The 26077-nt window shown below is 62.5% G+C and carries 23 protein-coding genes; 5 read left to right on the forward strand and 18 right to left on the reverse strand.

Annotation, left to right across the window (positions count from 1 at the left end):
* Window positions 1-66: 66 nt before the first annotated feature.
* Complete coding sequence (locus tag BUA38_RS10930) at window positions 67-1515, forward strand: glutamine synthetase family protein (protein WP_072817939.1); 1449 nt, start codon at window positions 67-69, stop codon at window positions 1513-1515.
* Window positions 1516-1651: 136 nt separating this feature from the next.
* On the opposite strand, the gene BUA38_RS10935 is transcribed toward BUA38_RS10930, so the two are convergent.
* The 10 genes from BUA38_RS10935 to BUA38_RS10980 all read right to left on the reverse strand — a co-directional run bounded on the left by BUA38_RS10935 (window position 1652) and on the right by BUA38_RS10980 (window position 12516).
* Window positions 1652-3463: an OprO/OprP family phosphate-selective porin gene (locus BUA38_RS10935; RefSeq protein WP_072817940.1), complete on the reverse strand. Its 1812-nt coding sequence runs from the start codon at window positions 3461-3463 to the stop codon at window positions 1652-1654.
* A 186-nt stretch (window positions 3464-3649) separates the two neighbouring features.
* Window positions 3650-4384: an ABC transporter ATP-binding protein gene (locus tag BUA38_RS10940; protein ID WP_072817941.1), complete on the reverse strand. Its 735-nt coding sequence runs from the start codon at window positions 4382-4384 to the stop codon at window positions 3650-3652.
* The gene (locus tag BUA38_RS10945) at window positions 4377-5144 is read right to left on the reverse strand and encodes an ABC transporter ATP-binding protein (protein ID WP_072817942.1); all 768 of its coding nucleotides are present in this window, start codon (window positions 5142-5144) and stop codon (window positions 4377-4379) included. Before BUA38_RS10945 ends, BUA38_RS10940 begins: the two co-directional genes overlap by 8 nt.
* A complete protein-coding gene (locus BUA38_RS10950) occupies window positions 5137-6084 on the reverse strand; it encodes a branched-chain amino acid ABC transporter permease (RefSeq protein ID WP_072817943.1) in 948 nt (315 codons plus the stop codon). The genes BUA38_RS10945 and BUA38_RS10950 overlap by 8 nt, the downstream gene beginning before the upstream one ends.
* Window positions 6081-6998 (reverse strand): branched-chain amino acid ABC transporter permease, encoded by a 918-nt coding sequence (locus BUA38_RS10955; protein ID WP_072817944.1) that lies wholly within the window; start codon window positions 6996-6998, stop codon window positions 6081-6083. Before BUA38_RS10955 ends, BUA38_RS10950 begins: the two co-directional genes overlap by 4 nt.
* 123 nt (window positions 6999-7121) lie before the next feature.
* Window positions 7122-8294, reverse strand: coding sequence for an ABC transporter substrate-binding protein (locus tag BUA38_RS10960; protein WP_072817945.1), 1173 nt, complete (start codon window positions 8292-8294; stop codon window positions 7122-7124).
* 95 nt (window positions 8295-8389) lie between these two features.
* On the reverse strand, window positions 8390-9559 hold the full coding sequence (locus BUA38_RS10965) for an ABC transporter substrate-binding protein (protein ID WP_072817946.1): 1170 nt from the start codon (window positions 9557-9559) through the stop codon (window positions 8390-8392).
* Window positions 9560-9797: 238 nt separating this feature from the next.
* Window positions 9798-10448, reverse strand: coding sequence for a flavin reductase family protein (locus BUA38_RS10970; protein WP_072826021.1), 651 nt, complete (start codon window positions 10446-10448; stop codon window positions 9798-9800).
* 22 nt (window positions 10449-10470) lie between these two features.
* Window positions 10471-11382 carry a fumarylacetoacetate hydrolase family protein gene (locus tag BUA38_RS10975; RefSeq protein WP_072817947.1) on the reverse strand — a complete coding sequence of 304 codons (912 nt, stop codon included), beginning with the start codon at window positions 11380-11382 and terminating at the stop codon, window positions 10471-10473.
* Between the two features lie 9 nt (window positions 11383-11391).
* Window positions 11392-12516: a cupin domain-containing protein gene (locus tag BUA38_RS10980; protein ID WP_072817948.1), complete on the reverse strand. Its 1125-nt coding sequence runs from the start codon at window positions 12514-12516 to the stop codon at window positions 11392-11394.
* Window positions 12517-12650: 134 nt separating this feature from the next.
* Here BUA38_RS10980 and BUA38_RS10985 point away from each other — a divergent pair, with 134 nt between their 5' ends.
* From BUA38_RS10985 to atzF, 3 genes are all read left to right on the forward strand, one after another.
* Entirely contained in the window at window positions 12651-13346 is a 696-nt protein-coding gene (locus tag BUA38_RS10985) for a GntR family transcriptional regulator (protein WP_156898490.1), read from the forward strand.
* Between the two features lie 5 nt (window positions 13347-13351).
* The gene (locus BUA38_RS10990) at window positions 13352-14617 is read left to right on the forward strand and encodes an NAD(P)/FAD-dependent oxidoreductase (protein WP_072817950.1); all 1266 of its coding nucleotides are present in this window, start codon (window positions 13352-13354) and stop codon (window positions 14615-14617) included.
* Window positions 14618-14810: 193 nt separating this feature from the next.
* Window positions 14811-16604, forward strand: a complete 1794-nt coding sequence (gene atzF, locus BUA38_RS10995; RefSeq protein WP_072817951.1) for an allophanate hydrolase — start codon at window positions 14811-14813, stop codon at window positions 16602-16604.
* Between the two features lie 25 nt (window positions 16605-16629).
* Here atzF and BUA38_RS11000 read toward each other — a convergent pair whose 3' ends face one another.
* The 8 genes from BUA38_RS11000 to BUA38_RS11035 form a co-directional block, all read right to left on the reverse strand.
* A complete protein-coding gene (locus BUA38_RS11000; protein ID WP_072817952.1) occupies window positions 16630-17364 on the reverse strand; it encodes a GntR family transcriptional regulator in 735 nt (244 codons plus the stop codon).
* Window positions 17361-17756, reverse strand: coding sequence for an oxalurate catabolism protein HpxZ (hpxZ, locus tag BUA38_RS11005; protein WP_072817953.1), 396 nt, complete (start codon window positions 17754-17756; stop codon window positions 17361-17363). The genes BUA38_RS11000 and hpxZ overlap by 4 nt, the downstream gene beginning before the upstream one ends.
* Window positions 17757-17758: 2 nt before the next feature.
* Window positions 17759-19135 (reverse strand): AtzE family amidohydrolase, encoded by a 1377-nt coding sequence (locus tag BUA38_RS11010; RefSeq protein WP_156898943.1) that lies wholly within the window; start codon window positions 19133-19135, stop codon window positions 17759-17761.
* Between the two features lie 16 nt (window positions 19136-19151).
* Complete coding sequence (locus BUA38_RS11015) at window positions 19152-19334, reverse strand: DUF4089 domain-containing protein (RefSeq protein WP_072817955.1); 183 nt, start codon at window positions 19332-19334, stop codon at window positions 19152-19154.
* A gap of 18 nt (window positions 19335-19352) precedes the next feature.
* Entirely contained in the window at window positions 19353-21092 is a 1740-nt protein-coding gene (locus tag BUA38_RS11020; protein WP_072817956.1) for a dipeptide ABC transporter ATP-binding protein, read from the reverse strand.
* A 65-nt stretch (window positions 21093-21157) separates the two neighbouring features.
* Window positions 21158-22060: an ABC transporter permease gene (locus tag BUA38_RS11025; protein ID WP_072817957.1), complete on the reverse strand. Its 903-nt coding sequence runs from the start codon at window positions 22058-22060 to the stop codon at window positions 21158-21160.
* A complete protein-coding gene (locus BUA38_RS11030; RefSeq protein ID WP_072817958.1) occupies window positions 22057-23064 on the reverse strand; it encodes an ABC transporter permease in 1008 nt (335 codons plus the stop codon). Before BUA38_RS11030 ends, BUA38_RS11025 begins: the two co-directional genes overlap by 4 nt.
* 36 nt (window positions 23065-23100) lie before the next feature.
* On the reverse strand, window positions 23101-24717 hold the full coding sequence (locus tag BUA38_RS11035; RefSeq protein ID WP_072817959.1) for an ABC transporter substrate-binding protein: 1617 nt from the start codon (window positions 24715-24717) through the stop codon (window positions 23101-23103).
* A gap of 350 nt (window positions 24718-25067) precedes the next feature.
* Here BUA38_RS11035 and BUA38_RS11040 point away from each other — a divergent pair, with 350 nt between their 5' ends.
* On the forward strand, window positions 25068-26063 hold the full coding sequence (locus BUA38_RS11040) for a TRAP transporter substrate-binding protein (RefSeq protein WP_083587540.1): 996 nt from the start codon (window positions 25068-25070) through the stop codon (window positions 26061-26063).
* Window positions 26064-26077 lie beyond the last annotated feature (14 nt).

The raw sequence follows: 26077 nt of genomic DNA on the forward strand, positions 1-26077 counted from the left end.
CCCTCATGGTGAGGAGCGCGTTAGCGCGTCTCGAACCATGAGGCCGCCAATGTCGGGAGTACCGCGTTGAATTTCGTCGAACGTCATGGCCTGTGGTCCGGCGAGCAGAAAGAGGCGGCGAGCCGTCTTCGCCGCATTGTCGAGGAACAAAAGCTCGAAACCATTCGCCTGGGCTTTCCCGACCAGCACGGCATTCTCCGCGGCAAAACTTTGGTCGCAAGCGAGGCGATCGCCTCGCTCGAGAGCGGCTGCACCATCACAACGACGATGTTCGCCAAGGACACCGCGCACCGCACGGTATTTCCGGTGTTCACCTCCGGCGGCGGCTTCGGCATGCCGGAGATGGAGGGCGCGGCCGATGTGCTGATGGTCGCCGACCCCACAAGTTTTCGCGTGCTGCCGTGGGCGCCTGCGACCGGCTGGCTGTTGTGCGACGTCTATTTTGCCGACGGGCGCGCGGTGCCGTTTGCGACGCGGCACCTGTTCCGGAAAGTTCTCGATCAACTCGGACAACGCGGCCTCGATTTCGTCGCCGGCCTTGAAGTCGAGTTTCACATCTTCAAGCTCGAAGACGCGAGGATGTCGCCGGAGGACGCCGGACAGCCCGGCCGACCGCCCGACGTCAGCCTGCTCTCGCACGGCTATCAATATCTGACCGAGCAACGCTACGACCAGATGGCGCCGGTGCTCGATCTCATCCGGCGTGACATTCTCGCGCTCGGCCTGCCCTTGCGCTCCGTCGAGGTGGAATTCGGCCCGAGCCAGTGCGAATTCACCTTTGCGCCGAGGAAGGGGCTTGAGCCCGCCGACACCATGGTGCTGTTTCGCAGCGCCGTGAAGCAGATCGCGCACCGGCACGGCTATCATGCGACCTTCATGTGCCGGCCGAAACTGCCGAACGTATTCGCCTCCGGCTGGCATCTGCATCAGTCGCTGGTCTCGCGCGGAACGAGCGAGAACGCGTTCATGGCGAAAGAAGACGACAAGCAAGGCGATGCGCCCTTGAGCCCGCTCGGCCGCCATTATCTCGCTGGCCTGTTGGCGCACGCACGCGCCTCGGCGCTGTTCGCGACGCCGACGATCAACGGCTACAAGCGCTATCGCGCTTATTCGCTGGCGCCGGACCGCGCGATCTGGGGCCGCGACAACCGCGGCGTGATGGTGCGCATGCTTGGCGGCGCGAATGATCCGGCCACCCGGCTGGAAAACCGCATCGGCGAGCCCGCCGCCAATCCCTATCTCTACATGGCTTCGCAGATTCTCGCCGGTCTCGACGGCATCGACCGCGCGCTCGATCCGCCGCCACCAGCCGACACGCCCTACGAAATGCAAGCGCCGGCGCTGCCGAAAACCTTGCGCGAGGCGCTCGACGCGCTGAAGGACGATACATTCTTCCGCGAAAAACTCGGCGCCGGCTTTGTCGACTACTATCTGCACATCAAAAACGCCGAACTCGAACGTTTCCAGGCCGAAGTCTCGGACTGGGAGCAGCGCGAATACTTCGAGATGTTTTGAGTTCGCGCGATCTTATCCCTCCCCCTTGCGGGGAGGGTCGACGCGAATGCAATGAGCGTCGGGGTGGGGGTTTACTTGAAAACGCCCCCGCCCTGGCTTTCGCCTCGCTGCAGCCTTCCCTCCCCACGCTGGATAATCAAAACACCAGCTGCGTGCGCGCGCCGACCCAGTCGACGGTGGCGCCGCGGTAGTTCGGCCCGCCGAAAAATTGCGGATTGTCGACGACGACGTGCTCGTAATCGAGCATGAATTTCATGTTGAGGTTCGGATACCAGTTCAGCCCGATGCCGTAACTGGTTTCCTTGCCTCCGCCATAGGTCGTGGTGCCGCCGGTAAAAACACCGGGCGCCGAATAAGCGGGGCCAAGTACCGAAGTCGTCAGATACGGGCTGTTGAGATTGACGACGGTGAAGCGCGTCGCAAATTCGAACGCGCCCCAGCCGGCACCGCCCCATATCATCGGCGCTTCCGGAATCACGCCGGTATAGGCGCCACGGGTCGGATCGTAGTGTCTGACACCACCGATGCTGTAACTCGCCTGCACATAGCCGCCGTCGAAATTGAGCGTGGGACCGGCGACGCCGCCCTGCAAATTGCCCGGCGAGGTTGGCACCGCCGCACGTGTATCGATGGTGTAGTGATAATATTCGCCTTGGGCGAAGAAGTTCTTGTAGGTGCCCGCGACTTCGACGCCGAACACCTGGCCGCCACTTGCCGGAATATTGCCGGTCGCCAGGAACGAGGTCGGATCGACGCGAAGCTCGGGCCGGTCCGAGAGCGAGACCGCCTGCAGGTTCGGGCCGATGCTCGGTTCAAACAGGTTGGCGTAGTTGAAACCGAGGTGGAAGGACGCGTCCTTTTGCTGGATCACCTGATAGGCGCCGCGCGCGAGGAACGCCAGTTGCGGTCCATTGCCGGTCATCTGTGCGCTGGTCACGCAGGGCGTGCCGGCGGTAATCGCTGACGTGCCGGTGTTGCAGGAGGCGCCGGCGGTGTGCAGCGCGCCGGCGTTGGGACCGGTCAAATACAGGCCGAGCCAGTAACGGTCGTTGTTGGAACGCACGTCGATCGCGGATCTGAAGTCGCCGCCGCCGAAGGTGGTGGCGATCACCTGCGCGGTCGAGCGCTCCATGAACATGATGTCGTTGGAACTGGTCGCCTCCTCCATCGTCCACGGCACGTCCATGATGCCGAAGTCAAACGCGACCGGGAACTGTTGGCCGTGGCTGTAGAGGCCGTTGTAGGTGATGAACGCGTTCTCCACGCCGGACAGGAACGTGTTGCTCGTCGTTGGGCTCGTGCTCGCGTTGGCGCTGGCGAGCGCGTTGTTGATGTTGCTGGAGTCCGACGAATTGCCGAGATCGTAAACGAACGCATAGTGCCAGTCGCTCATGAAGGTGCCGATCACGCCGATACGGGCGCGGCGCAGATCGAGGCCGTCGGACAGGCCCTTGCGGTCGAGCGTCTCCGGTCCCGGATTGTAGTTCGTATAGCCGCCGGTATCGACCTGGAGACGACCGAACAGCTCGACGGTGTTGTCGCCGGTCGCGTCCGAAAAGCCGAAGTGATAACCACGATCGTAGGTCATCAGCACCTTGGCTGGCGTCGCTGGCGGCGGCAGACCGGCCGGCAGAATAGTCGAAGCTGGCTCGGTGGCCGCGCGCGTTGCCGCCGGTTGCGTGACGGGCGGACGCGAGGCTGCGACTGGGGCCGGTTTTTCCCTTCGCAGTCGCCTGATCTCGGCCTGCAAGGTTTTGATCTCGCTCTCGTGCCGATCTTCGAGTTGTTGAATCTTTGCTTCCAGCCGTTGCAGCCCGGCCGCATCCTCGGCGCGCGCCCCCGCGGCCATTCCGAAGATGACGCTGGATGCGACGACAACGGATGAAGCGTATCTGGCCGACGCGCGTCCGCCCCTTGAGACGACGTCGCCGCGAATTTTCCAATGCATCGAAACCCCCGAAACCTGAAGCTGGAACGGAGATCAAGATCAGCGAAAAATACGCTGTCAAATCGGAGTTAAAGCCAATCGCAATCGGCGATCACGCGACAACAGAATGCTTCATCCGCCGCGTGGAGAAGAAGCCTTTTCTCATGAAAAATTCTGGACGCCGCAGAGGCAATCTAGGCGCGCCACTCAAATTCCGAGATAGCGGTGCTGCAGATCGGGCTCCGCGACCAGCTGTTCGGATGTACCGTTCCAAACACTGCGCCCGCGCTCGATGATGTAATGGCGGTCAGCGATGCGGGCGAGGTTCTCGACATTCTTGTCGATCACCAGCACCGACTGCCCGCGCGCCTTCAACATCGACAAGCAATTCCAGATTTCCTCCCGGATCAGCGGCGCCAGCCCTTCCGTGGCCTCGTCGAGAATGAGCAGTCGCGGATTGGTCATCAGCGCGCGCCCAATCGCGAGCATCTGCTGCTCGCCGCCGGAGAGCTGATTGCCCATGTTGTTGCCGCGCTCGGCGAGCCGCGGAAACAGCGCGTGGATTTTTTCCAGAGTCCAGGGATCATCGGAAGAGAGGCGATTGGCCGAAGCGGCGACGAGATTTTCGCGCACGGTGAGATTCGGAAAGATCTGGCGGCCCTCCGGCACAAGCCCGATCCCGAGCTGCGCGATGCGAAATGCCGGCAGGCCCCGGACCTCGCGGCCATCGAAGCGGACGTTGCCTGCGCGCGGCGCAGTCAGGCCCATGATCGAACGCACCGTCGTGGTCTTGCCCATGCCGTTGCGGCCCATCAGGGCGACCATCTCGCCCTTTTGGATCGACAGCGACAGGCCGAACAATACCTGGCTCAGACCGTAGCAGGTCTCGATGGAATCGACTTCGAGCAGCGGCATCGCGTCAGCCGACGTTTCCTTAGCCATGGCTGGTCACCACATGCTGGTCGCCGAGATAGGCGCGCTTGACCTCCTCATTGCCGCGGATCACGGCCGGAACGTCGGAGGCGATCACGCGCCCATAGACCAGCACCGTGATGCGGTCGGCGAGCGCGAACACCGCGTTCATGTCATGCTCGACCAGCACGATCGTGACTTCCTTCCGCAAATCAGCGAGCAGTTTCACCATGCGCGCGGACTCGGTGGCGCCAAGCCCGGCCATCGGCTCATCGAGCAGCAGCAATTGCGGCTGCGTGGCGAGCGCCACCGCGAGTTCGAGCTCGCGTTGCTCGCCATGGCTCAGCTGCGAGACCGCGACATCGGCGCGACCCGCGAGCCCGACACGTTCCAGCGCGGCCAGCGCGGTTGCGCGAAGGCTTTTCTCCTTGCGCGCATTGCCGAAGAAACGGAACGAATGACCGTCGCGGGCTTGCGCCGCGAGCGCGACGTTGTCGGCGGCGGTGAAGTTCGGCAGCAGTGAGGTGATCTGGAACGATCGCGCGAGCCCGAGATGACTGCGTTTCCAGGCCGGCAGATGGGTGACGTCCTGCCCGGCAAAGCGGATGGTGCCGGCGGTCGGGCACAACTGGCCGATCAACTGGCTGATCAGCGTGGTCTTGCCGGCGCCGTTCGGCCCGATGATGGCGTGCAATTCGCCTTTCGCAATATCGAGCGAAAGATTGTCGGTCGCGACGATGCCGCCAAAACGACGGACGAGATTTTCGATGCGGAGCAACGGTTCAGCCACGGGAGAACCTCCCGATCAGACCCATGATGCCGCCGCGTCCGAACAGCACGATCAGGAGCAGCAGCGGCCCCATGATCATCGCCCAGTATTCCGTGACCTGCGACAGGAATTCCTCCAGCAAAAGATAGACGACCGCGCCAACGACTGGACCGAATAGCGAACCCATGCCGCCCAGGATAACCATGACCATGAGATCGCCGGAACGGGTCCAGTACATCACGGCCGGACTGATGAAATCGGTGTTGTTGGCAAGCAGCGCGCCGGCCAATCCGCACATGGTGCCCGATATGACGAAGCAAACGAGCTGATACCGCGTCGCCGGGAAGCCTATCGCCTGCATGCGCTGCTCGTTCGAACGCAAGCCCTGCACGACCAGCCCGAAGCGCGAATTGACGATGCGCCAGACCAGAAACACGCCGCCCAGCAGGCAGAACAGGCAGACGTAATAAAACTGCACGCGGTTGGAGAGGTTGATCAGGCCGCCGAAGGTAGAGCGCTTGTAGATCGTCAGCCCGTCGTCGCCGCCGTAGCGCGACAGGCTGGAGGCGACGTAATAGGCCATCTGCGCAAAGGCGAGCGTGATCATGATGAAATAGACGCCGCGGGTACGCAGCGACAACGCGCCGATCACCAGCGCAAACAGGGCTGAGGCGAGCAGCGCGACCGGCCACTGGATGAAACCGGAACCGAAGCCCTCGGCGGCGAGAATGCCGACCGCATAGCCGCCGATGCCGAGATAGGCGGCGTGGCCGAAGCTCATCATGCCGCCGTAGCCCATGATGAGGTTGAGGCTGACGGCGGCGAGCGCGAAGATCACGATGCGCGTGAACAGCGTCAGCAGGAAGACGTTGCCGGTTGCTTGCGAGAACAGCGGCAGCGCCAACAGACCGGCGACAACAATCGCCGCGACGACATTGCGGGCGTTGAGCATGGCGGTCATCGACGGTTGGCCGGAAACAGCCCCTCCGGCCTTGCCACCAGCACGATCGCCATCAGAAGATAGATCAGCATCGACGACAGTGCCGGCGCCGCGGTCGAGGCCGCCGCCGAACTCAGGATGCGCCGCAAGAGATCGGGCAGGAACGCGCGGCCGAGCGTATCGATCATGCCCACGAGGATCGCAGCAACAAAGGCGCCGCGGATCGAACCGATGCCGCCGATGACGATGACGACGAAGGCGAGAATGAGAATGTTCTCGCCCATACCGATCTGCACGGTAAGAATCGGCGCCTGCATCAGCCCGGCAAGGCCGGCGAGCGCCGCGCCAAGGCCGAACACCAACGTGTACAGCAGCTTGATGTTGATGCCGAGCGCGCCGATCATCTCACGGTTCGAGGCGCCGGCGCGGATCAGCATGCCGACGCGGGTGCGCATCACGACCACATAAAGCATCGCCGCGACAGCGAGCGCGACCGCGATGATCGCCAGCCGATAGGCAGGGTAAAACACGCCCGGAACGATCTGCACCGGCACGGTGAGCCAGGCCGGCAGTGGCAGCGCCAGACCCGCCGGGCCCCAGATCAGCCGCACCATATCGTTGAAAAACAGGATCAGCCCGAAGGTCGCGAGCACATGGTCGAGATGGTCGCGGCCGTAGAGATGCCTTAACGCGACCACCTCCAGCACGATTCCAAGCAGCAGCGTGGCGCCAAGCGCCAGCACGATGCCGATGACGAAGTTACCGCTCCAAGCGACGAAGGTCGCCGCGAAATACGCGCCCATCATGTAGAGCGAGCCGTGGGCGAGATTGACGAGGTCCATGATCCCGAAGACGAGCGTCAGCCCCGCCGCCAGCAGGAACAGCAAAAGGCCGAATTGCAGCCCGTTCAGGAATTGTTCGACGACCAGCAGCATGTTTGTTCGAGACAACCCCCAATTTCGGTCTTGTCGACCTCATCCCACCCCTCCCGGACGGGAAGGTCGAAGAAAATGCGGCAGCGCTTTAACGCTGCCGCATTCCCCAAGCAAAATCCGTGCTCATTTCATCGGACATCTGTCGTGATAGCGATCCTGATCGTCCTTCGCGATGGTGGCGACGGTCTTGAGCGACAAAGTGCCGTCGGCATCCTTCACAACATCCTGCAGATAGAAGTTCTGGATCGGAACGTGATTGTTGCCGTACTTGAAAGAGCCGCGCACCGACTTGAAGTTGACTTTCTCCATTTCCGCCTTCATCGCGTCCTTCTGGCTGAGGTCGCCCTTTACCGCAACCACCGCGCTATTGATCAGCAGTGCCGCATCGTAGGCCTGCGCCCCGTACGCGCTTGGACGCAAGTCGGGGTGCTTTCTGCGATAGTCGGAAACGAAGCGCTTGTTCTCGTCGTTGGGCAGGTCGTTCACCCATTCGATCGCGCCGAGAATGCCGAGGGCGTTTTCCTTTTGCAGCGGCAACGACAATTCGTCGATCGTGCCGTCCGTATAAAGAGGAACCTGCCGCTTCATCCCGGCCTGCACATACTGATTGAGGAATTGCACGCCGGCCGCGCCGGGAAAGAACACGAACATCGATTCCGCTTTCGAGTTGCGCGCCTTCGACAGCTCCGCCGAAAAATCAAGCTGGGTCGGCCACACCGTATATTCCTCGCCAAGAACCTCGCCCTTGAACGTGGTCCTGAAGCCGGCCAGGCGGTCTTTTCCGGCCGCATAATTCGGGCCGATCAGAAAGACGGATTTGATGCCCTTCTGATTCATGTAGAGACCCATCGCGGCCGGCGTCTGGTCGTTCTGAAACGAGATCAGGAAAACATATGGCGAGCACAACTCGCCCGCGAGCTGCGAAGGCCCCGCATTGATGCCGATCAGGAAGGTCTTCGAATCGACCGCAGGCTTGAGCGAAGCGAGCAGCACATTCGACCAGTTGTAGCCGGCGATGAAGTCGACATGATCGGACTGGATCAGCTTCTCGGTCTTCTGCTTGCCGACATCCGGTTTCTGCTGGTCGTCCTCATAGATCACTTCGACCGGCTTGCCGGCCATCCGGCGGCCAAGATGATCGAGCGCCAGTTCGAATGCGTTGCGGGCGTCGATGCCGATCGCGGCGGCCGGACCGCTGAAGGTGTTGACGAAACCGATTCGGATGGTGTCCGCCGCCGTGGCAGGCCCGGCAACAGCAATTATCAGCATACCCACAAGCCAAACTGCCGTTCTCATGTGGATCCGCTCCGAGTGTTCACTTGTCGAAGTTCATCTCAGCGAGATCGCCACTGCCATCTATCAGATGCTTTAAACTTAAAGCAAGTTCCGGGCTACTTCATCGAGCACTTGTCGTGGAAGTTATCCTGATTGTCCTTGACGATGGTGGCGACGGTCTTGAGCGACAGCGTGCCGTCGGCGTCCTTCACCACATCCTGCAAATAGAAATTCTGGATCGGAATGTGGTTGTTGCCGTATTTGTAGGGACCGCGCAGCGACTTGAAGTCGGCCTTCTCCATCTGCGCCTTCATCGCGTCTTTCTTCGAGGTATCGCCATTCACCGCGGCCACGGCGCTGTTGATGAGTTGCGCGGCGTCATAGGCCTGCGCGCCATAGTAGGTCGGGCGCGCCGGCGCATATTTCTTGTAATCCTGGACGAACCGCTTGTTCTGTTCGTTCGGCAGGTCGTTCACCCATTCCTGCGCACCGGGAACGCCGATCGCATTGTCCTTCTGCAACGGCAGCGACAATTCGTCGACCGTGAACGCGGTGTAGAGCGGCATCTGCTGCTTGATGCCCGCCTGCGCATATTGATTGAGGAACTGCACGCCGGCCGCGCCCGGATAGAACACGAAGATCGATTCCGCCTTCGAGTTGCGCGCCTTGCTCAACTCGGCCGAGAAATCGAGCTGGCTCGGCCACACCGTATATTCCTCGCCGACGATCTCACCCTTGAAGGTGCTCTTGACGCCCGCGAGCATATCCTTGCCGGCCGCGTAATTCGGGCCGATCAGGAACACCGACTTGACGCCCCTCTGGTTCATGTAAAGGCCCATCGCCGCCGGCGTCTGGTCGTTCTGCCACGAGGTCGAGAACACATATGGCGAGCAGAGTTCGCCGGCGAGCTGCGACGGTCCGGCATTGGCCGAGATCAGGAAGGTCTGCGAATCCACCGCGGTCTTGAGCGAAGCGAGCAGCACGTTCGACCAGATATAGCCGACGATGAAATCGACCTTGTCGGATTGCACCAGCTTCTCGGTCTTCTGCTTGCCGACATCCGGCTTCTGCTGATCGTCCTCGTAGATCACTTCGACCGGCTTGCCCGCCATCTTGCGGCCGAGATGATCGAGCGCGAGCTCGAAGGAGTTGCGCATGTCGTTGCCGATCACGGCGGTCGGCCCGCTGAAGGTGGAGACAAATCCGATCTTGATCGTGTCCGCCGCAGCCGCGGGATAGCTCAAGGCCAGCGCGGTGGCGCCCGCAAGCCAGAATGCCGTCTTCATTGGGTATCCCTCCTCAACTGGCACACACATCGTCTGCCTTTTACGCGTCATGACGCGTTGGGCTTTTGGTTGCTTGTTTTGTGCGCGAAATGACTGCCCACCAGCAAGCACGAACCAAAGATTCCCTCTTTGGACCTTCGGACCATGCTCCCGACCCCATGCACCATAATTCGCGATCGCCAACGAAGGCAAGAATTATAGTGCAGGTCAGCGGAGGCCATAATTGTCGCAGCTGGGCTCATGGCGCCTCGCTTGTCGCAGGATGGGCGTGTTGCAATTGCGTCCAGGTCGGCCGGTCCAACTGAAACAGGTCGGTACAGCGGGCATACCAGCCGCTGCCATGCATGCGCCCGATCAGGCGCAACGCCTGCGTGTCAATGTAGCAACGCTCCCTGTCCTGCACGAACGCATCTTCGACATGGGCGCAGACGATGCGCCCGATCACGATGGTCTGGTGCGGTCCGGTCACCATCGACGTCAGGATGCGGCACTCGAAAGACACCGGAGATTCTGCAATACGCGGCGGACGAACCGCGTGGGAAGGCACCGCAATCAACCCGGCCAGCGCCAACTCATCGATCTCGGGTGGCGCGTCGACACATGTCGTGTTCATCGCATCGGCATTCCGCTCGGACACGAGGTTCACGACGAACTCACCGGTTGCGAGGATGTTTGTCGCCGTATCCTTGAAGCGGCCCTTGCCGGCGAGAAGCCCGAGCGCAAGCGTCGGCGGTTCGTGTCCCAGCACGTTGAAGAAGCTGTACGGTGCCGCGTTGATGACGCCGTCGTCCGAGAGGGTCGTAACCCATGCGATCGGACGCGGCGTCACGGTCGCAGTCAGAATCTTGTAGCGGCTCTGCGCCTCGAGGTTCTCCATGTCGAACAACATCGCCCTGCTCGCTTCCGTCAGTTCAGACTGCAACGACCGGATGGCGCAGCCGCCCGATCCCCGAGACTTCGGCCTCGACGACATCGCCAGGCCAGAGCCATTCCTGAGGCGAACGCCCCGCCCCGACCCCATCGGGCGTGCCGGTTGCGATGATGTCGCCCGGCTCGAGCGTGATCGCAGCCGAAATGTCGTAGATCAGCAGCGGCACAGTGAACAGCATGTGCCGGGTGTTGGAGCGCTGCTTTTCGATCCCGTTCACCGTGAGCCAGAGGTCGAGGACATGCGGATCGGCGATCTCGTCGGAGGTGACGATGCAAGGTCCGAACGGCGCGTAGGTGTCCTGGCCTTTTGAATAGATCCACTGACCGGCACGGCGATTATCGCGCGCGCTGATGTCGATCATCACGCTGTAGCCGAAGACATGGTCTAGCGCCTTGGCTTGCGGCACGCGCCGGGCGGTCGTGCCGATCACAACAGCCAGTTCGACCTCCCAGTCGAGCTGTTGCGTAATCGCCTTGTTGTGCTCGATCGCCTCGTCTGGGCCGATGACGCTCGTTGGCGGCTTGGAAAAGATGATCGGCTGCTTTGGCAGTTCGCTCGCCGTGTCGAGAGCGCGGGATGATTCCGCGACATGTTCGACATAGTTGAGGCCGATACCGAAGATGTTCTTGCGCGGCCGAGGAATCGGCGCCAGCAGCTTCACATTCGCAAGCGGCAAGGTGGCCCCGACCGGCCAGCGACCATTGCAATCGTCTAGAATGTCCTTCAGCACGGGCAACGCGGACGGCCCCAGATCGATGAAGGCAATCATCGACGAGGGCAGTTTCGGTCCCGCATGGATGCCGATCTGCTCGACGTCGACAACAACATCACCAACGATCGCGCCAAGGCGCGCCGCCGCTTCGACCGAAGCGCGATAGGTCACGAGACGCATGTTCAATTCCTAGGTTGCGTGCGGCTGCCGGCCTTCGTTGTCGCCGAAGGCTTCCTCGCGATAGAGGCCAAGCGCGTGCATCACCGGCAGATCATTGAAGGAGAACAGACAGGCGTCCTCGCTCCCGGATACGTTGGCGTGTTCATGCCAGGCCCAGGACGGAACGCAGAAGATGTCGCGCTCCTTCCAGTCGAAACGCTTTCCATCGATGATCGAGTAGCCGCTTCCCTTTGCGACCTGGTAGATGAAGCTGCCGGTGTGGCGATGCGCGCGCGTGGCCTCGCCCGGCCGCAGCATCTGCATGGCCGCGCCAATCGTCTGCATGACAGGACCGCCGGTCACCGGATTGACGTAGTTCATCAGCAGGCCGTCATAGGGCGAACCGCCCGATGCTGCGGCATAGCGCTGCAACGCCTCGTAGGTCGGGCCCCACTCGTATTTCAGAAGCGGCGAATATCCCCTGCTCCATTCGGTGTCGGCGGGCCGCAGGCCGGGATTGCCCCACGCATGCGCCATATCGTCGACGGGATGGCCGACGTCCTGCTGCATCTTGGGATGCACCGCATAGAAATTGGCTTCGAGCGCATTGACGAGCGGAATGTCGAGGCCATCCTGCCAGATGCAGGGCGTGCCGTCGGCGGCAACGCCGTGCTCATGCCAGGTGCCGTTCGGCGTCAGCACAAAATCATTGGCGCCAAGCGTGAGCTTGTGGCCATCGACGATCGTGTAGGCCCCCTTGCCCTCCATGATGAAGCGAAGCGCGGAGGCCGAATGCGCGTGTGCCGAGGCCACCTCTCCGGGATGCATGACCTGCAGGCCGGAATACAGCCACCCCACGGCGGCCGCCTGCTCCCGGCGGCCGGGATTGTTGAGATAGATGACGCGGCGGCCGGCTTTTTCCGGCGACACCAGTTCGACCGATCGAAGCACATGCTTGCGCAGATCCTCGTAGCGCCACAGCACGGCAACCGACGTCGAGCGCGGCTGCCAGGGCTCGATCTTGTTGGCGACTGTCCAGAGCGCACCGGTATCGAGGCCGTCGAGCTCGTCGTAATAGGCGAGCAGCTCCGGGGTATCCTCGACATTCGCGCGCCCGGCGACGTTTTCCCGGTGATTTTCGTGACGTGATGCCATTGGCTCTCTCCCGGGGCATTATATAAAATAAGTTAGATCTGGCGCGCAAGACATATTTTCGAAAATATACGATATTATCGAAAATAAACAATCCGGAGATTCGATGCATGGTTGCCTCGGGGAGCGAAAAACGAATGATCGGCGGCGATGCCAACGAGCCGGCGACGCTGGGCGAAGCAGCCTATCAACGCCTGCGCACCGACATCGTCACCGGCGCGTTCAAGGGGGGAATGCCGTTGCGGCTGGAAGCCCTGCGCCAGCGCTATGGATTTAGCTTTTCCCCCCTGCGCGAAGCCTTGATGCGACTGCAGTCGGAGCGTCTCGTCCTTTCGACAGCGCTACGCGGCTTCTCCGTCGCGCCGCTGTCGCGGGAGGAGATGCAAGACGCCACCGAAACCCGAATCCTGATTGAAAGCGAGGCGCTGCGCCGCTCGATGCGCGACGGTGACGACAACTGGGAGGCGGGCATCGTTGCGGCCTTCCACGCCCTGAGCCGGCAGGTCGAACGGCAGTCGCAGGCATCAGGCAAGCTGGAGATGGCCGAGATCAGCGCGATGGAGGAAAGGCACCATCAGTTTCACCGGTCACTGATCGCGGCCTGCGGTTCGCCAAGACTCCTGGAACTGGCGGACCAACTCTATGTCGAAACCCAACGCTATCGCCTGCCGAACCTGATTGGCCAGGTCGCGCCCAAAAAACGGCGCAACGTGGCCAAAGAACATCAGGAAATCATGGAGGCCTCCCTTCAGCGCAGCCAGGATGCGGTTCGACTTCTCGCCGAGCATTACCGCCGGACGTCTGATATCATCAGGGCGTCAATGGAAGAGTGAGTAACGTGTCGCAGGAACCCCATCGCGTGGTGATTGTCGGCGCCGGCTTCGGCGGGCTGGAATGCGCACTGCGGCTAAAGGGCGCGCCGGTTGAGATCACGCTCGTCGACCGCCGCAACCATCACCTTTTTCAGCCGCTGCTTTATCAGGTCGCGACCGCCTCGCTCGCGACGTCCGAAATCGCCTGGCCGATCCGCTATCTCCTGCGTGACCGCAGCGACGTCACAACGCTGTTCGCCAACGTCAACGGCGTCGACGCGGCCAACAAGCGCGTCCTGCTCGAGGACGGCGACACGCTTGGCTACGACACCTTGGTGCTCGCGACCGGCGTACGCCACGCCTATTTCGGCCATGACGAATGGGAGCCGTTCGCGCCGGGCCTCAAGACGCTCGAAGACGCGACCACGCTACGACGTCGGATCCTCGTCGCCTTCGAGCGCGCCGAGCGCGAAAGTGACCCGGAAAGGCGCGCCGCGCTTTTGACCTTCGTGATCATCGGCGCGGGACCTACCGGCGTCGAACTCGCCGGCACCATTGCCGAACTTGCGCGCGACACCTTGCCGCCCGACTTCCGCAACATCGATACCCACAAGACGCGGGTGGTCTTGATCGAAGCCGGCCCGCGCGTGCTCGCAGGCTTTCCCGACGACCTTTCGGCCTATGCGCAGCGTTCGCTCGAAGAGGTCGGCGTGGAGGTCATTCTCAACCAGCCCGTCACCGAATGCTCCGCCGACGGCGTCGTGTTCGGCGGCAAGCCTTTGCAGGCGCGAACCCTGATCTGGGCCGCCGGCGTGCGCGCCTCCCGCGCCGCCGAATGGCTGCAGGCCCCTCACGATCGCGCTGGACGGTTGCAAGTTCAGCCTGACCTGACCGTGCCGGATCATCCCGACATCTTTGCGATCGGCGACACGGTGTCGATCGCAGACGCGAAAGGAAACCCGGTGCCCGGCATCGCGCCCGCCGCCAAGCAACAGGGCCGTTATGTCGCGGCCGCGATCAAGGCGCGCCTCGCGGGCCAAACGACCGCACCATTTCGCTACAGCCATGCCGGCAGCCTTGCGCAGATCGGCAAGCGCAAGGCGGTGATCGATTTCGGCACCATCAAGCTGCGCGGCACGATCGCATGGTGGATCTGGGGCATCGCCCACATCTACTTCCTGATCGGTCTGCGCAATCGTCTGAGCGTCGCCATCAGCTGGCTATGGATTCATGCCCGCGACCAGCGCGCTGCGCGCCTGATCACCCAGGGGTCCAGCAAGGTCGCGCGCTAGGAAAGGCGCTGCCGGAGAAATCGGCAGCACGACATACAAGGCTGTGCTATTGGCGGCGTCTGAGCCGGTCAAATCATTGATAAGACAGGGCCATCCGCCAAGACGGCCAACGCCTAACTGATGTACAGATGGCACACCAATTGCTTCGCAACTTGAGAAATTTGCCTACGCTCTCGTCAATCAGGATTTACGCGTGACCGAAACCGTCGCCGCCATCGTTGCCGCACATCGCGCCGGCCAACAATCCCCTGCGCAAACCGTGGCGCGCAGCTTCAAGCGGATTCGCGAGCACAACGATCCCGCGATCTTCATCTCGCTACGCGACGAAAAAGATGCGGTCACTGAGGCCGAGGCACTCTCCGCAAAGGACGCGCGCGAGCTTCCGCTGCTCGGCGTTCCGGTTGCGGTGAAGGACAATATCGACGTGGCGGGACTGCCGACCACCGCCGCCTGCCCGGCCTACTCTTACAACCCGACGCGCGACGCGGCGTCGGTGGCGCGGCTGCGCCAGGCCGGCGCGATCATCATCGGCAAGACCAATCTCGACCAGTTCGCGACCGGTCTCGTCGGCGTGCGTTCTCCTTACGGCATTCCCGTCAACCCGATGCGTTCCGATCTCATTCCGGGCGGATCGAGTTCGGGATCGGCGGTGGCGGTTTCGACCGGATTGGTGCCGCTCTCACTCGGCACCGATACCGCAGGGTCCGGCCGCGTGCCGGCGATGCTCAACAACATCGTCGGACTGAAGCCGAGCCTTGGCCTCGTTCCGACCGCAGGCGTCGTGCCGGCCTGCCGAACGCTCGACTGCGTGTCGGTGTTTTCGCTGACCGTCGACGATGCGGTCGCCGCGCTCTCGGTGATGGCCGGTCCCGACAGGTCGGATCCGTTCTCGCGCGACCGCTCGTTTGCGAAACTCAGTCCTTTTCCCGGCGGATTGCGGCTCGGCGTGCCGCGCGACGGCCAACTCATCTTCTTCGGCGACAAGGCGCAGGAGGCAGCCTACGCCGCCGCGCTGGAGCGGTGGCGCGCGCTCGGCGCGACGCTCGTCAGTTTCGACCTCGAGCCGCTCTACGAGACCGCGCGCTTGCTCTACGAAGGGCCCTGGGTCACCGAGCGCTATCTTGTGATCCGCAACCTGCTGGCGTCCTCGCCCGATGCGATCCATCCCGTGACGCGGGAGATCACCATCGCCGGCAGCCGGATATCGGCCGCCGACACGTTTGCCGCGCTCTACCGATTGCAGACCTTGCGCCGCACCGCCGAGCACGCCTTCGCCGGGATCGACGCGCTGGTGTTGCCGACCGCACCGACCGCCTATTCCACCGCGCAAGTACTCGCCAATCCGATCGAGCTCAACTCGCGGCTCGGCACCTATACCAACTTCGTCAACCTGCTCGACCTCTGCGGCCTTGCACTGCCGTCATCGATCCGGCCGGACGAAATTCCGTTCGGCATCACGCTGCTCGCGCCCGCCGGGCAGGATGCGCTGCTCGCCAGCATCGGCCGTGTGTTCCAGGCGCAAACCAAACTGACGCTGGGCGCCAAGGGCGTTGTGCTGCCGCCGCTCGCCGATCTCAGCCTGGATCTGACGGGCGACGAGATTCCGATCGCGGTGGTCGGCGCGCATCTTTCCGGCATGGCGCTCAATGCCGAATTGAAGGCGCATGGCGGACGGCTATTGGAAGCAACCTCGACCGCACCGGACTATCGGCTGTTTGCGTTACCCACCACGCCGCCCAAACCCGGAATGTTGCGCGTCGAGGCGGGAAGCGGCACGCCGGTCGCGCTTGAAGTATGGGCGCTGCGTGCGGCCGAGTTCGCCAGATTTGTCGCCGCGATTCCGCCACCGCTCTCGATCGGCACGGTTCGCCTGAAGGATGGTCGCGGCGTGAAAGGTTTTATCGTGGAAGCCGCCGACGTCGGCAACGCGAAGGACATTTCGTCGTACGGTGGCTGGCGGGCCTTCACCACGCAGGCAGCAAAGTAAGCTCAGAACAAAGCCCGCGGCCCGCTCACACCGAAACGGCGTAAATTTCGTATTCGCCGTGCACGCGCTCGATATGCGCACGCATCGCATTCGCAGCGCCGTTGCGATCGCCGCGCAGGATGGCCTGCACCACGCGATCATGCTCGGCATGCGACTGCGCCAGCCGACCCAGATTGCGGAACTGGGCCCGACGAAATGGCTGCACGCGCTTGCGGGTCGCCAACGTGATCTCGGCGATATGGCCGTTTAGCGAACCGGCGTAGATCGCGCTGTGGAAGCGTTCGTTCACCTGATGAAAGCGGTCGGGATCGCCGGCATGGCTCAGCACCCGCAATTCCTCGTGGATCGCTTCGAGCTGATGGCGCTCGGCGGGCGTCATCCGTTCTGCCGCAAGCCCCGCGCACAGAGCTTCAAGTTCGGCCATCGCCTCGAACATGCCGCTTAGACGTTCGACGGACGGCTGCGCCACCACCGCACCGCGATGGGCACGCGCTTCGATCAGGCCCGACGCTGCGAGCTGCCGCAAGGCCTCGCGCACCGGCGTGCGCGATACGCTGAAGCGCCGCGCAATATCGGTCTCGTCCAGCGCCGCTCCCGGCGCCAGGTCGCCGCGCACGATCTCGTCGGCGAGCTGTTGGCGCAACTCTTCGGCGCGGGTGAGCTTGTCGGCGCGCACGATGCGGCCGCCGGGACGCGCACCCGTCTGCGCTTGCCGATCGGCGCGCGGCGCAACAATGTCTGGCAGATCGTCAAGGCTCATGCCTTATCCTGCGGTTCGTTGATCACGCTGACATGCGCGGCGACAATTTTCCAGCCCTCCGGAAAGCGTACCCAAGTCTGCATCTGCCGCCCGACCTTGCCGGGCATGGCATCGCGATAGAACAGGGTCGAGGCCACCGCCATGTCCCGGCCATAGGTCGTGATCAGGGTGCGTTCGGTCCTCCGCCCCAGGCCGATCGGCGAACGGCCAGCGCGAAACGCCATGATTTCCTGGTAGCCGTAGAGATTTTCGCCGCCGCCATAACGCAGCGTGCGCGGATCATTGCGGAACAATTCGTCGAGCACAGCGACATCGTTAGACACCAATGCCTTTTCGTAGCGCTCGAACTGCGCAGTCACCTCGGCCAGCACTTCGGGAAGATCGACCTGCATGTTCAAATTCCTCTCGGGGCGGCTGCGGCCACCACCCCTTCCCGCTCCAATGCCGCCGCCACGCGTAGCGCGATATCTTCGCGCCACGGTGCGGCGATGATCTGGACGCCGATCGGCATCGGCTCCAGCGGCACGGGAGCGGCGACCACCGGCAACCCGATGAAAGAGATCGGCTGGGTGTGAATGCCGATATTGGCGCGAACCGGCAGTTCGACGCCATCAAGCGTGAAATTCACCTGTCCGAGTTTCGGCGCGACGCAAGGCGTCGCCGGTGCCAGAATGACGTCGACCGACTTGAACAACTCCATCACCTGCGCGCGGTACCAGCGCCGGAATTTTTGTGCACGATCGACCATCGGCGCCGGAATCATCGCGCCGGCGATCAGACGGTCGCGCACCGCGGGATCGAAATCGTCCGGCCGTTGGCGCAAGCGGTCGAGATGAAGCGAAGCGCCTTCGCATGTGGAGATCACGTAAGCCGCCGATCGGGCGCGGGCGGCTTCCGGAATTTCGACGGTGCGATTGACCTTGAGCGCCCTGGCGACACGTCCAACAGCTTCGATCGCCTCGGGAAACACGTTCTTCTGGAAGTAACCGCCGGCAACCGCAATGCGCAAATCGCCGATGCCTTGGGCCAGTGCCGGCAGTGACGGCTCGACCGGCCGTGTCGTGCAGGCGGCATCGGCCGCGTCCGGTCCCTGCATCGCGTCATAGGCGAGCGCGAGGTCGGCGACACTGCGGGCGAGCGGGCCGACATGGTCGAAGCTGAATACAAACGGGAACGAGCGCGCGCGCGACAGCCGGCCGTAGGTCGGCTTCAACCCGAAGATTCCGCAAAACGACGACGGCACCCGGATCGAGCCGTTGGTGTCGGAGCCCAGCGCCAGCGGCACCAGCGCGCCGCCGACCGCGCTGCCGGAACCGCCGGAGGAACCGCCGGTCATCCGTGTCGGATCATGCGGATTGCGCGAGGGACCGTCGTGAATGTTTTCGCCGGTGAAGTCGTAGGCGTATTCGCCCATGTTGAGCGCGCCGACCAGCACAGCGCCGGCAGCCTCCAGCCGCTCGACCAGCGTCGCGTCGCGCGATGCGGGGGGAAGATCGCGGTTGATCTTCGATCCGGCGCGGGTCGCCAGCCCCTTCACATCGAACAGGTTCTTCACCGCAAACGGCACGCCGGCGAGCGCTCCGGGATTTGCCCCGGCCGCAATCGCCGCATCGACCGCGCGCGCCTTCGCCTGCGCGCGCTCGGCGGTGACATCGGTGAAGGAATTCAGCACGCCGTCGTATTTGGCGATTCGCGCCAGCGCGGCCTCGGTGGCCTCGAGCGCTGACAATTTCTTGTCCTTGACGGCGCGTGCGATGTCGTCGGCCGACATTACCGCCGATGCGGTATCAGGCTGTGAAGACACTGGCGGGCTCGGCTTCGTCGGAAAATTCAAACTCGTCCACCATCCGCGCGAGGCGCATGGACACTTCGAGATTGGCCCGGACCGCCGGCTTCCAGGCGTCCTTGACCGGCAATCTCAGGAGTTTCGAGGCAGCGTCGATATAGTCGTCCAGGGAGTCTTTAGCCATTGTTGTCGCAATCTTCCACTAGCTGACTGGCAGCGGTGGGTGGGGAATAGCCGTCAGCAACTCCCTTGTATAGGCATTTTGCGGATCGCCCAAGACCCGGTCGGCCGTGCCCTGCTCCACGATTTTGCCGGTCTGCATCACAATGACGCGGTCACACAGCAGCCGCACCACGTTCAGATCGTGGGAGACGAACAGATAGCTCATGCCGAGCGATTGCTTGAGGTCCTGAAGAAGGTTCAGCACCACCGCCTGCACCGACACGTCGAGTGCGGCGGTCGGCTCATCGAGGATGACGAGTTTCGGATTGAGCGCGATAGCGCGCGCAATGCCGACCCGCGCCTTCTGGCCGCCTGACATCTGATGCGGGAATCGATCGAGTAGATGCAGCGGCAACCCGACCAGCGTGGCGAGTTCCTCGCAGCGCGCCCGCAGTGCATCGCGCTTTTTGATGCCGCCCAGCCTCAGAATCGGGTCCGCGATGGCGCGCACCGCCGTAAAGCGCGGGTTGAGGCTGTCGGTCGGATCCTGAAACACCATCTGGATGCTCTTGCGCTGCGGCAGCCGCGCGAAGGCATTGGGCATGATGCCGCCGATCTCCTCACCATCGAACATGATGCGGCCCGATGTCTGATCGAGCAGCCGCATCACCATCATCGAGGTCGTGGACTTGCCGCAGCCGGATTCGCCGACAAGGCCGACGCTTTCGCCGTGACCGACCGAAAAGCTGATGCCGTCGACAGCGCGAAATAGATCGGGTTCGGCCGGTGGCTTGCGCGAGAACAATTTGGCGAGCGTCCCCGGCGCGCCCTGGCGCGGATATTCCTTCACCAGTTTCTCGACCAAGAGAAGCGGTTTGGCGTCTCCGTTGGCGCTGGAGGGCTTGAGCTGAGACTCCGCCTTCTCCGGTGCCGGCGCGGTCATGACTGGAGAAGTTTCCTCCTCCGGCAACAGGTCGCGCAAGGAGACGCCGAGCCGCGGCGTGGCCCGCATCAATTTGCGCGTATAGGGATGTTCGGGCCTGGCGAAAATGTTGGACGAGAGCGCGGTTTCGACCACATGCCCCTTCTCCATCACCACCACGCGATCGCAATAGGCCGCGGCTAGTCCCAGATCATGCGTGATCAGGATGGTCGACATGTTGCGTTGTTTGGTCAGTTCGACGACGAGGTCCATCACCGCCTTCTGGGTGGTGACATCGAGCCCGGTGGTCGGCTCGTCCGCGATCAGAAGCCGCGGACCGCAGGCCAGCGCCAGCGCGATCACGACCCGCTGGCACATGCCGCCGGAGAGCTGGAACGGATAGGCATGATAGCGCTCGCGCGGACGCGCAATCTTGACCTGTTCGAGCGCCGCAATCGCGCGATCCGTCACCTGGGAGTGGTCAACCTGGACATGCTGCAGCAGCACGTCCTCGATTTGATGGCCGATCTTGCGGATCGGATTGAGCGCGAGCCGCGGGCTCTGAAAAATCATCGACATTTCGCGGCCGCGCATGTCGCGCATCTGATCTTCGCTCGCAGCCTTGACGTCGACGCCGGAAAAATGAACCGAGCCTTCGGCGATCTTGCCGGCCCGGTCGAGGATGCGCATCACCGCATAGGAAGTGACGGATTTGCCGGAACCGGACTCGCCGACGATGCCGAGCGTCTCGCCCTTGGCCACCTGGATATTGACGTGCTGCACCGCCTTGACGATGCCGCGCCGGGTGACGAATTCCACCGTGAGGTCGTTGACGTCGAGCAGCGGCAACGCGGTCATGGCAGACTCACTTTTTTGAGCATAACCTTTTCGGAAAACCGGTACCCACTTTTCCGGGTCATGCTCTATGTCCTCCGCTGCGGATCGACCAGATCGCGCAAGCCGTCGCCGAGCAGGTTGAAGCAGAACACCGCGACCATCAGCGCCGCGCCGGGAAAGAACGCGACCCACCACTCGCCGGAAATGATGTTGGTGGCGCCTTCCGCCACCATGATCCCCCATTCCGGCGTCGGCGGCTTGACGCCAAGCCCGATGAACGACAGTCCGGCGGCGTTGAGGATGGCGTAGCCCATGGTCAGCGACACCTGCACCATCATGATCGGCATGATGTTGGGCATGATCTGCGCGAGCAGGATCCGCATGTCGCTGTTGCCGGAAAGCCGCGCCGCCTGCACGAAGCCGGCGTCGCGCCGCACATTGGCTTCCGCGCGCGCGACACGGACGTAAAGCGGGAAATTGATGATCGCAGTTGCGATCACGATGTTGGTCACGGTGTTGCCGAGCGCGGCGACGATGCCCATCGCCAGCACGAACAGCGGAAACGCCATGATGGTATCGGATATGCGCCCGACGATGCGGTCGGTCCAGCCGCCGAAGAAGCCGGCGGCAATTCCGGCGAACCCGCCGATGACAAGCACCAGCGCGACGGAAGCAATCGCAATCACGAAATCGAGCCGGGTTGCGGCTATCACGCGGCTGAAGATGTCACGCCCCAACAGGTCGGTTCCGAACCAGTGCCGCAGCGACGGCGACTGCAACGTCGCCGAGGTATCGCTGGCGAGCGGATCGTAAGGCACGACATACGGACCGATCACGGCGCACAGCGCAATCAGCGTGAACAGGCCGAACGACAGTCCGGTGACGGGATTATCCGCGATGACATAGACCGCATGGCGGAGGATCGAGTTGCTCGGCGGGGCTGGCTGAAGGCTCGTGGCCGGCGACGTGGTCAGACTGGCTTCGGTCATGCATCCACCCTCACGCGCGGATCGATCACGCCATAGAGCATGTCGATGATCAGGTTGAGCGCCACATAGAGCACCGCCATGGTCAGCACGAAGCCCTGCACCGGCGCGAAGTCCGATTGCAGCAGCGCTTCCACCGCGTAGGAACCGATGCCGGGCCAGGCGAAGACCTTCTCGACCAGCACATTGGCGCCGAGCAGGAACGAGAACACCATGCCGAGCGTTGTGACGACCGGCAGCATCGCGTTGCGGAACGCGTAAGTCAGGATCACGGTGCGGCTGCTGAGGCCGCTCGCCCGCGCGGTTCGGATGAATTCGGAAGCGAGCGCCGCCAGCATCGAGGCGCGGGTCATGCGCGTGATCGGCGCCAGCGAAAAGATCGCAAGCGTCACTGCCGGCAAAATCAGCTGACCGAGCGCCGAACGAAACGTCTCGAAGTTGCCCGTGATCAGGCTGTCGATCAGAAAGAAGCCGGTGATATCGGGCGGGCTGGTCGCGAAGGCATCGAGCCGGCCGAGCGGCGCCGGCGACCAGCCGAGGCGGAAATAGAACACATAAGCCAGCAAGAGCCCGGTGAAGAACACCGGCAGCGAGACACCGGCAGTCGCGATCACCCGGCAGAGATGATCGATCCAGGAGCCTTGTTTCACCGCGGCAAAGATGCCGAGCGGCACCGCAATCGCGATCGCGAGAAAAAGGCCGAACAGCGTCAGTTCGGCCGAAGCCGGCAGGCGGCTTGCGATTTCGGTCGCAACGGATTGCCCGGTCGACAGAGAATTGCCGAAATTGCCGTGGGCGAGATCGTTGACATAGCGCAAGAACTGATCCGGCAGCGGGCGATCCAGCCCCAGCGATTTTCGAATTTCGGCAATTGACTGCGGCGTTGCCGCGGGCCCTGCGAAATACACCGCGGGATCACCGGGCAGCACGCGCGTGAGCAGAAACGTCACGATGATCACGCCGATCAAAGTCGGAATGACGGTTGCGAGCCGTTTGAGGATCACCATGGTGTGCGCCCTTTGGCGGCTACGCCGCGACTAACTTCAGCCCTTCACGATCGAGCGGTAATCGAGCTGACGATGGAACCAGTAGGCGTAGCCGGAAATGTTCTTCTGCGTGGCAATATTGAGGACCGGCTGGAACAGCGGAATCCGCGGCACTTCCGTGTAGGCCTTGGAGATGAAGCCCTCGACGTCCTTGGCGTATTTTTCCTTGTCGCCGACCGCGGCGGCCGCTCGCGCGCCGTCGATCAGGGCGTCCATGTCGGCATTGACATAGCTCGGCGTGTTGAAGATCGCGTTCTGGCCGGAATAGGCCCAGAAGAAAAAATATTCGGGATAATCGAGCCAGCCGGAGAAGAAGTTGAGCATCAGCGGCATCGTCTTCTTGGCCATCTCGCTGCGCCAGTTGGCGCCTGGCACCTTGTTGATGGTGGTCTTGATGCCGATCTGGCCGAGGGCTTCCTGCACCAGCACGGAGACGGGCTCGCTGACATCGCTGGTCCCGAGGTCGTAGGAGATCGTCGTCTCGATATCGGAAGCGCCGCTCTCGGCCATCAGCGCCTTGGCCTTCGCCATGTCGTTGACGTAGCCGGTCCTGGCCGGCCAAGTGGTATCGGTGACAGTGTTGGATGGACCGCCGAACAAGGGATTGGCGAGGCCGAACATCGCCGCATCCATGATCTTCTGGTACGGCAACGCGTAGGCCACCGCCTGGCGTACCTTCTGGTTGTCGAACGGCGGATTCTTCACATTCAGATCGATCGAATACATACCGTTGCCGACCGGATGCGAGAGGATGACGAGCTTGCCCTCCTTCTTCATCTCGGACGTGTCCTTGCTGGACAGGTCGAAGGAGATGTCGGCATCGCCGCGTTCCATCAACGCGCGGCGATTGCCCTGCGAAGGCACGGTGCGCCAGATCACTCGTCTGAGCTGCGGCAGCTTGCCGCCGACCCAGTCGTCATTGCGCTCATAGATGGTCTCGACCCCGGGCTTCCAGCTCGTCACCTTGTAGGCGCCGCTGCCAGCCGTATTGCTCTTGGTGTACTCCAGTGCCCACGGATCTTTTTCCGTGGCTTTCTTTTTCAGCAGCTCGGAGTTGTAGATGCTTGGCACGATCACCGCGAGATCGGGAAGCGTCAGCCGGTCCTTCTTGGCAAAATCGACCCTGATGGTTGAGTCGTCGACAATGACGAACTGCTCCGTGCTGGACAGAGAGCCCGCCTTCATCTGCACGGTGGGAAAGCCGCCGACCGTCACCGAGCGGTCGAGCGACCATTTGACGTCCTTGGCCGTGACCGGCGCACCGTCCTGGAATTTGGCGTTCTTCTTCAGCTTGAACGTTACCGACATGTCACCGAGGTTCATGTCGTCGGCGAGCTCCAGCTTGAACTTGTCGCGGTCGTAAGCCTGCGTCCCGTCGGCCTCCGTTTTGAGCTCATGGCTGATCAGCCGGTCGTAGCAATTCCACGACACTTCGTAGCCGGCCCGGTTGGTGCCAACGCCATGAATATCGAGGTTGTTGGGGCCGCCTTCGGTCACCACCAGCAAGGTTTCCGATCGCGCATCGGCCTTCGCCGGGGACCAGATCGCAGGCGCCTGAACGGCCGCGCCGACGGCAATGCCGGAAACGGATTTTAGAAAATCACGGCGCTTCATCGCATGCTCCAACAAAAGGGGATCCGTTCTGGAGCAGGCGTCGCAAGGTTCGTGCCAAGGCTTACCGTTTGGTTAACCCGTTCTTAAATCCCTGATTTGGCTTGCAGATCGCGAACCGGTCACGACCACGGCTGCGGTTGAGCCGCAGAAATCCATTGCATGCACAGGGCCAAACTTGCTGAATTAATGGGCAGGGATTCTGCCCCCCGGCAAGGGCCGTCCCGAAGGCGACGGAGGGGATGCAGCCACCCAAAATGCGGTGGTTGGCGGTCTTTTGTGCTTTAAAAATCAACCGTGAGATTGTGTTGAACCTTTTTTTCTCGCCACAGACTTTATTACGGGGGGACAAGTTGCCCGTGTGTACCCGCGCCGACCTTTCGCGGACCGTCGCCATGTTTGCTGCCTTGCTTCTGACGGCCGTCACGACATCCGCTCCGGCCCGCGAATTTCGCGCGGCCGATACCCAGAGCGAAGATTATCCGACCGTCCAGGCGCTTCGCTTCATGGGCCGGCTCATCGAAGAGAAAACCAGCGGCCGGCTTCAGATTCGCGTGTTTCATTCGCGTCAGCTCGGCGAAGAAAAGGAAACGATCGAGCAGACCCGCGCTGGCGCGATTGATCTCAACCGAACGAATGTGGCGCTGATCGGCACGTTCGTGCCAGCGATGAACGTACTGGCGATGCCGTTTCTGTTTCGCTCCATCGAGCATTTGCAGAAGGTGCTGGATGGCCCGATCGGTGACGAAATCCTGGGCAGCTTCGAGCCTTACGGATTTGTCGGCCTCGCCTTCTACGATTCCGGGGCGCGGTCAGTGTACAACAGCGTCAGGCCGGTCCGCACGATCGCCGACATGAAAGGTTTGAGGCTCCGCGTGCAGCAATCGGAATTGATGTCCGACATGATCAAGGCGCTTGGCGCCGAGCCGATCGAGCTGCCCTATGGACAGGTCCTCACTGGGTTAGCCACCAAGCTGATCGACGGCGCGGAAAACAACTGGCCGTCATTTGTCACGACCGACCACTATAAATATGCCGGCTTCTATACGCTGACCGAGCACACGATGAGCCCTGAAGTCCTGGTGATGTCGCACAAGGCGTGGAGCAGCCTGTCGGCAGAGGACCAGGCGACATTTCGCGCCGCCGCGAAGGAATCGAGCCGCTTCATGCGCGCGCGATGGAAAGACCTCGAGGAGCAATCGCGCCGGCGCGCGGAAGCGGCCGGGGTCACGATCGTGAGCGACTTCGACCGCAAGCCGTTCGAGGCGGCGATGAACGATATCTATGCCAAGACCCGGCGCGATCCGCAGGCCTCGGCGCTGATTGAACGAATTCGCAAGGTCAACTGAATTGAGCGGGATCG

The organism is Bradyrhizobium erythrophlei (assembly GCF_900142985.1).
Classification (GTDB): Bacteria; Pseudomonadota; Alphaproteobacteria; order Rhizobiales; family Xanthobacteraceae; genus Bradyrhizobium; species Bradyrhizobium erythrophlei_B.

Coding starts and splice junctions, on each gene's coding strand:
- BUA38_RS10935 (WP_072817940.1), bottom strand. CDS start 3,463: ATGCATTGGAAAATTCGCGGCGACGTCGTCTCAAGGGGCGGACGCGCG.
- BUA38_RS10940 (WP_072817941.1), bottom strand. CDS start 4,384: ATGGCTAAGGAAACGTCGGCTGACGCGATGCCGCTGCTCGAAGTCGAT.
- BUA38_RS10950 (WP_072817943.1), bottom strand. CDS start 6,084: ATGACCGCCATGCTCAACGCCCGCAATGTCGTCGCGGCGATTGTTGTC.
- BUA38_RS10955 (WP_072817944.1), bottom strand. CDS start 6,998: ATGCTGCTGGTCGTCGAACAATTCCTGAACGGGCTGCAATTCGGCCTT.
- BUA38_RS10960 (WP_072817945.1), bottom strand. CDS start 8,294: ATGAGAACGGCAGTTTGGCTTGTGGGTATGCTGATAATTGCTGTTGCC.
- BUA38_RS10965 (WP_072817946.1), bottom strand. CDS start 9,559: ATGAAGACGGCATTCTGGCTTGCGGGCGCCACCGCGCTGGCCTTGAGC.
- BUA38_RS10970 (WP_072826021.1), bottom strand. CDS start 10,448: ATGTTGTTCGACATGGAGAACCTCGAGGCGCAGAGCCGCTACAAGATT.
- BUA38_RS10975 (WP_072817947.1), bottom strand. CDS start 11,382: ATGCGTCTCGTGACCTATCGCGCTTCGGTCGAAGCGGCGGCGCGCCTT.
- BUA38_RS10980 (WP_072817948.1), bottom strand. CDS start 12,516: ATGGCATCACGTCACGAAAATCACCGGGAAAACGTCGCCGGGCGCGCG.
- BUA38_RS10985 (WP_156898490.1), top strand. CDS start 12,651: ATGATCGGCGGCGATGCCAACGAGCCGGCGACGCTGGGCGAAGCAGCC.
- BUA38_RS11000 (WP_072817952.1), bottom strand. CDS start 17,364: ATGAGCCTTGACGATCTGCCAGACATTGTTGCGCCGCGCGCCGATCGG.
- hpxZ (WP_072817953.1), bottom strand. CDS start 17,756: ATGCAGGTCGATCTTCCCGAAGTGCTGGCCGAGGTGACTGCGCAGTTC.
- BUA38_RS11010 (WP_156898943.1), bottom strand. CDS start 19,135: ATGTCGGCCGACGACATCGCACGCGCCGTCAAGGACAAGAAATTGTCA.
- BUA38_RS11015 (WP_072817955.1), bottom strand. CDS start 19,334: ATGGCTAAAGACTCCCTGGACGACTATATCGACGCTGCCTCGAAACTC.
- BUA38_RS11020 (WP_072817956.1), bottom strand. CDS start 21,092: ATGACCGCGTTGCCGCTGCTCGACGTCAACGACCTCACGGTGGAATTC.
- BUA38_RS11025 (WP_072817957.1), bottom strand. CDS start 22,060: ATGACCGAAGCCAGTCTGACCACGTCGCCGGCCACGAGCCTTCAGCCA.
- BUA38_RS11030 (WP_072817958.1), bottom strand. CDS start 23,064: ATGGTGATCCTCAAACGGCTCGCAACCGTCATTCCGACTTTGATCGGC.
- BUA38_RS11035 (WP_072817959.1), bottom strand. CDS start 24,717: ATGAAGCGCCGTGATTTTCTAAAATCCGTTTCCGGCATTGCCGTCGGC.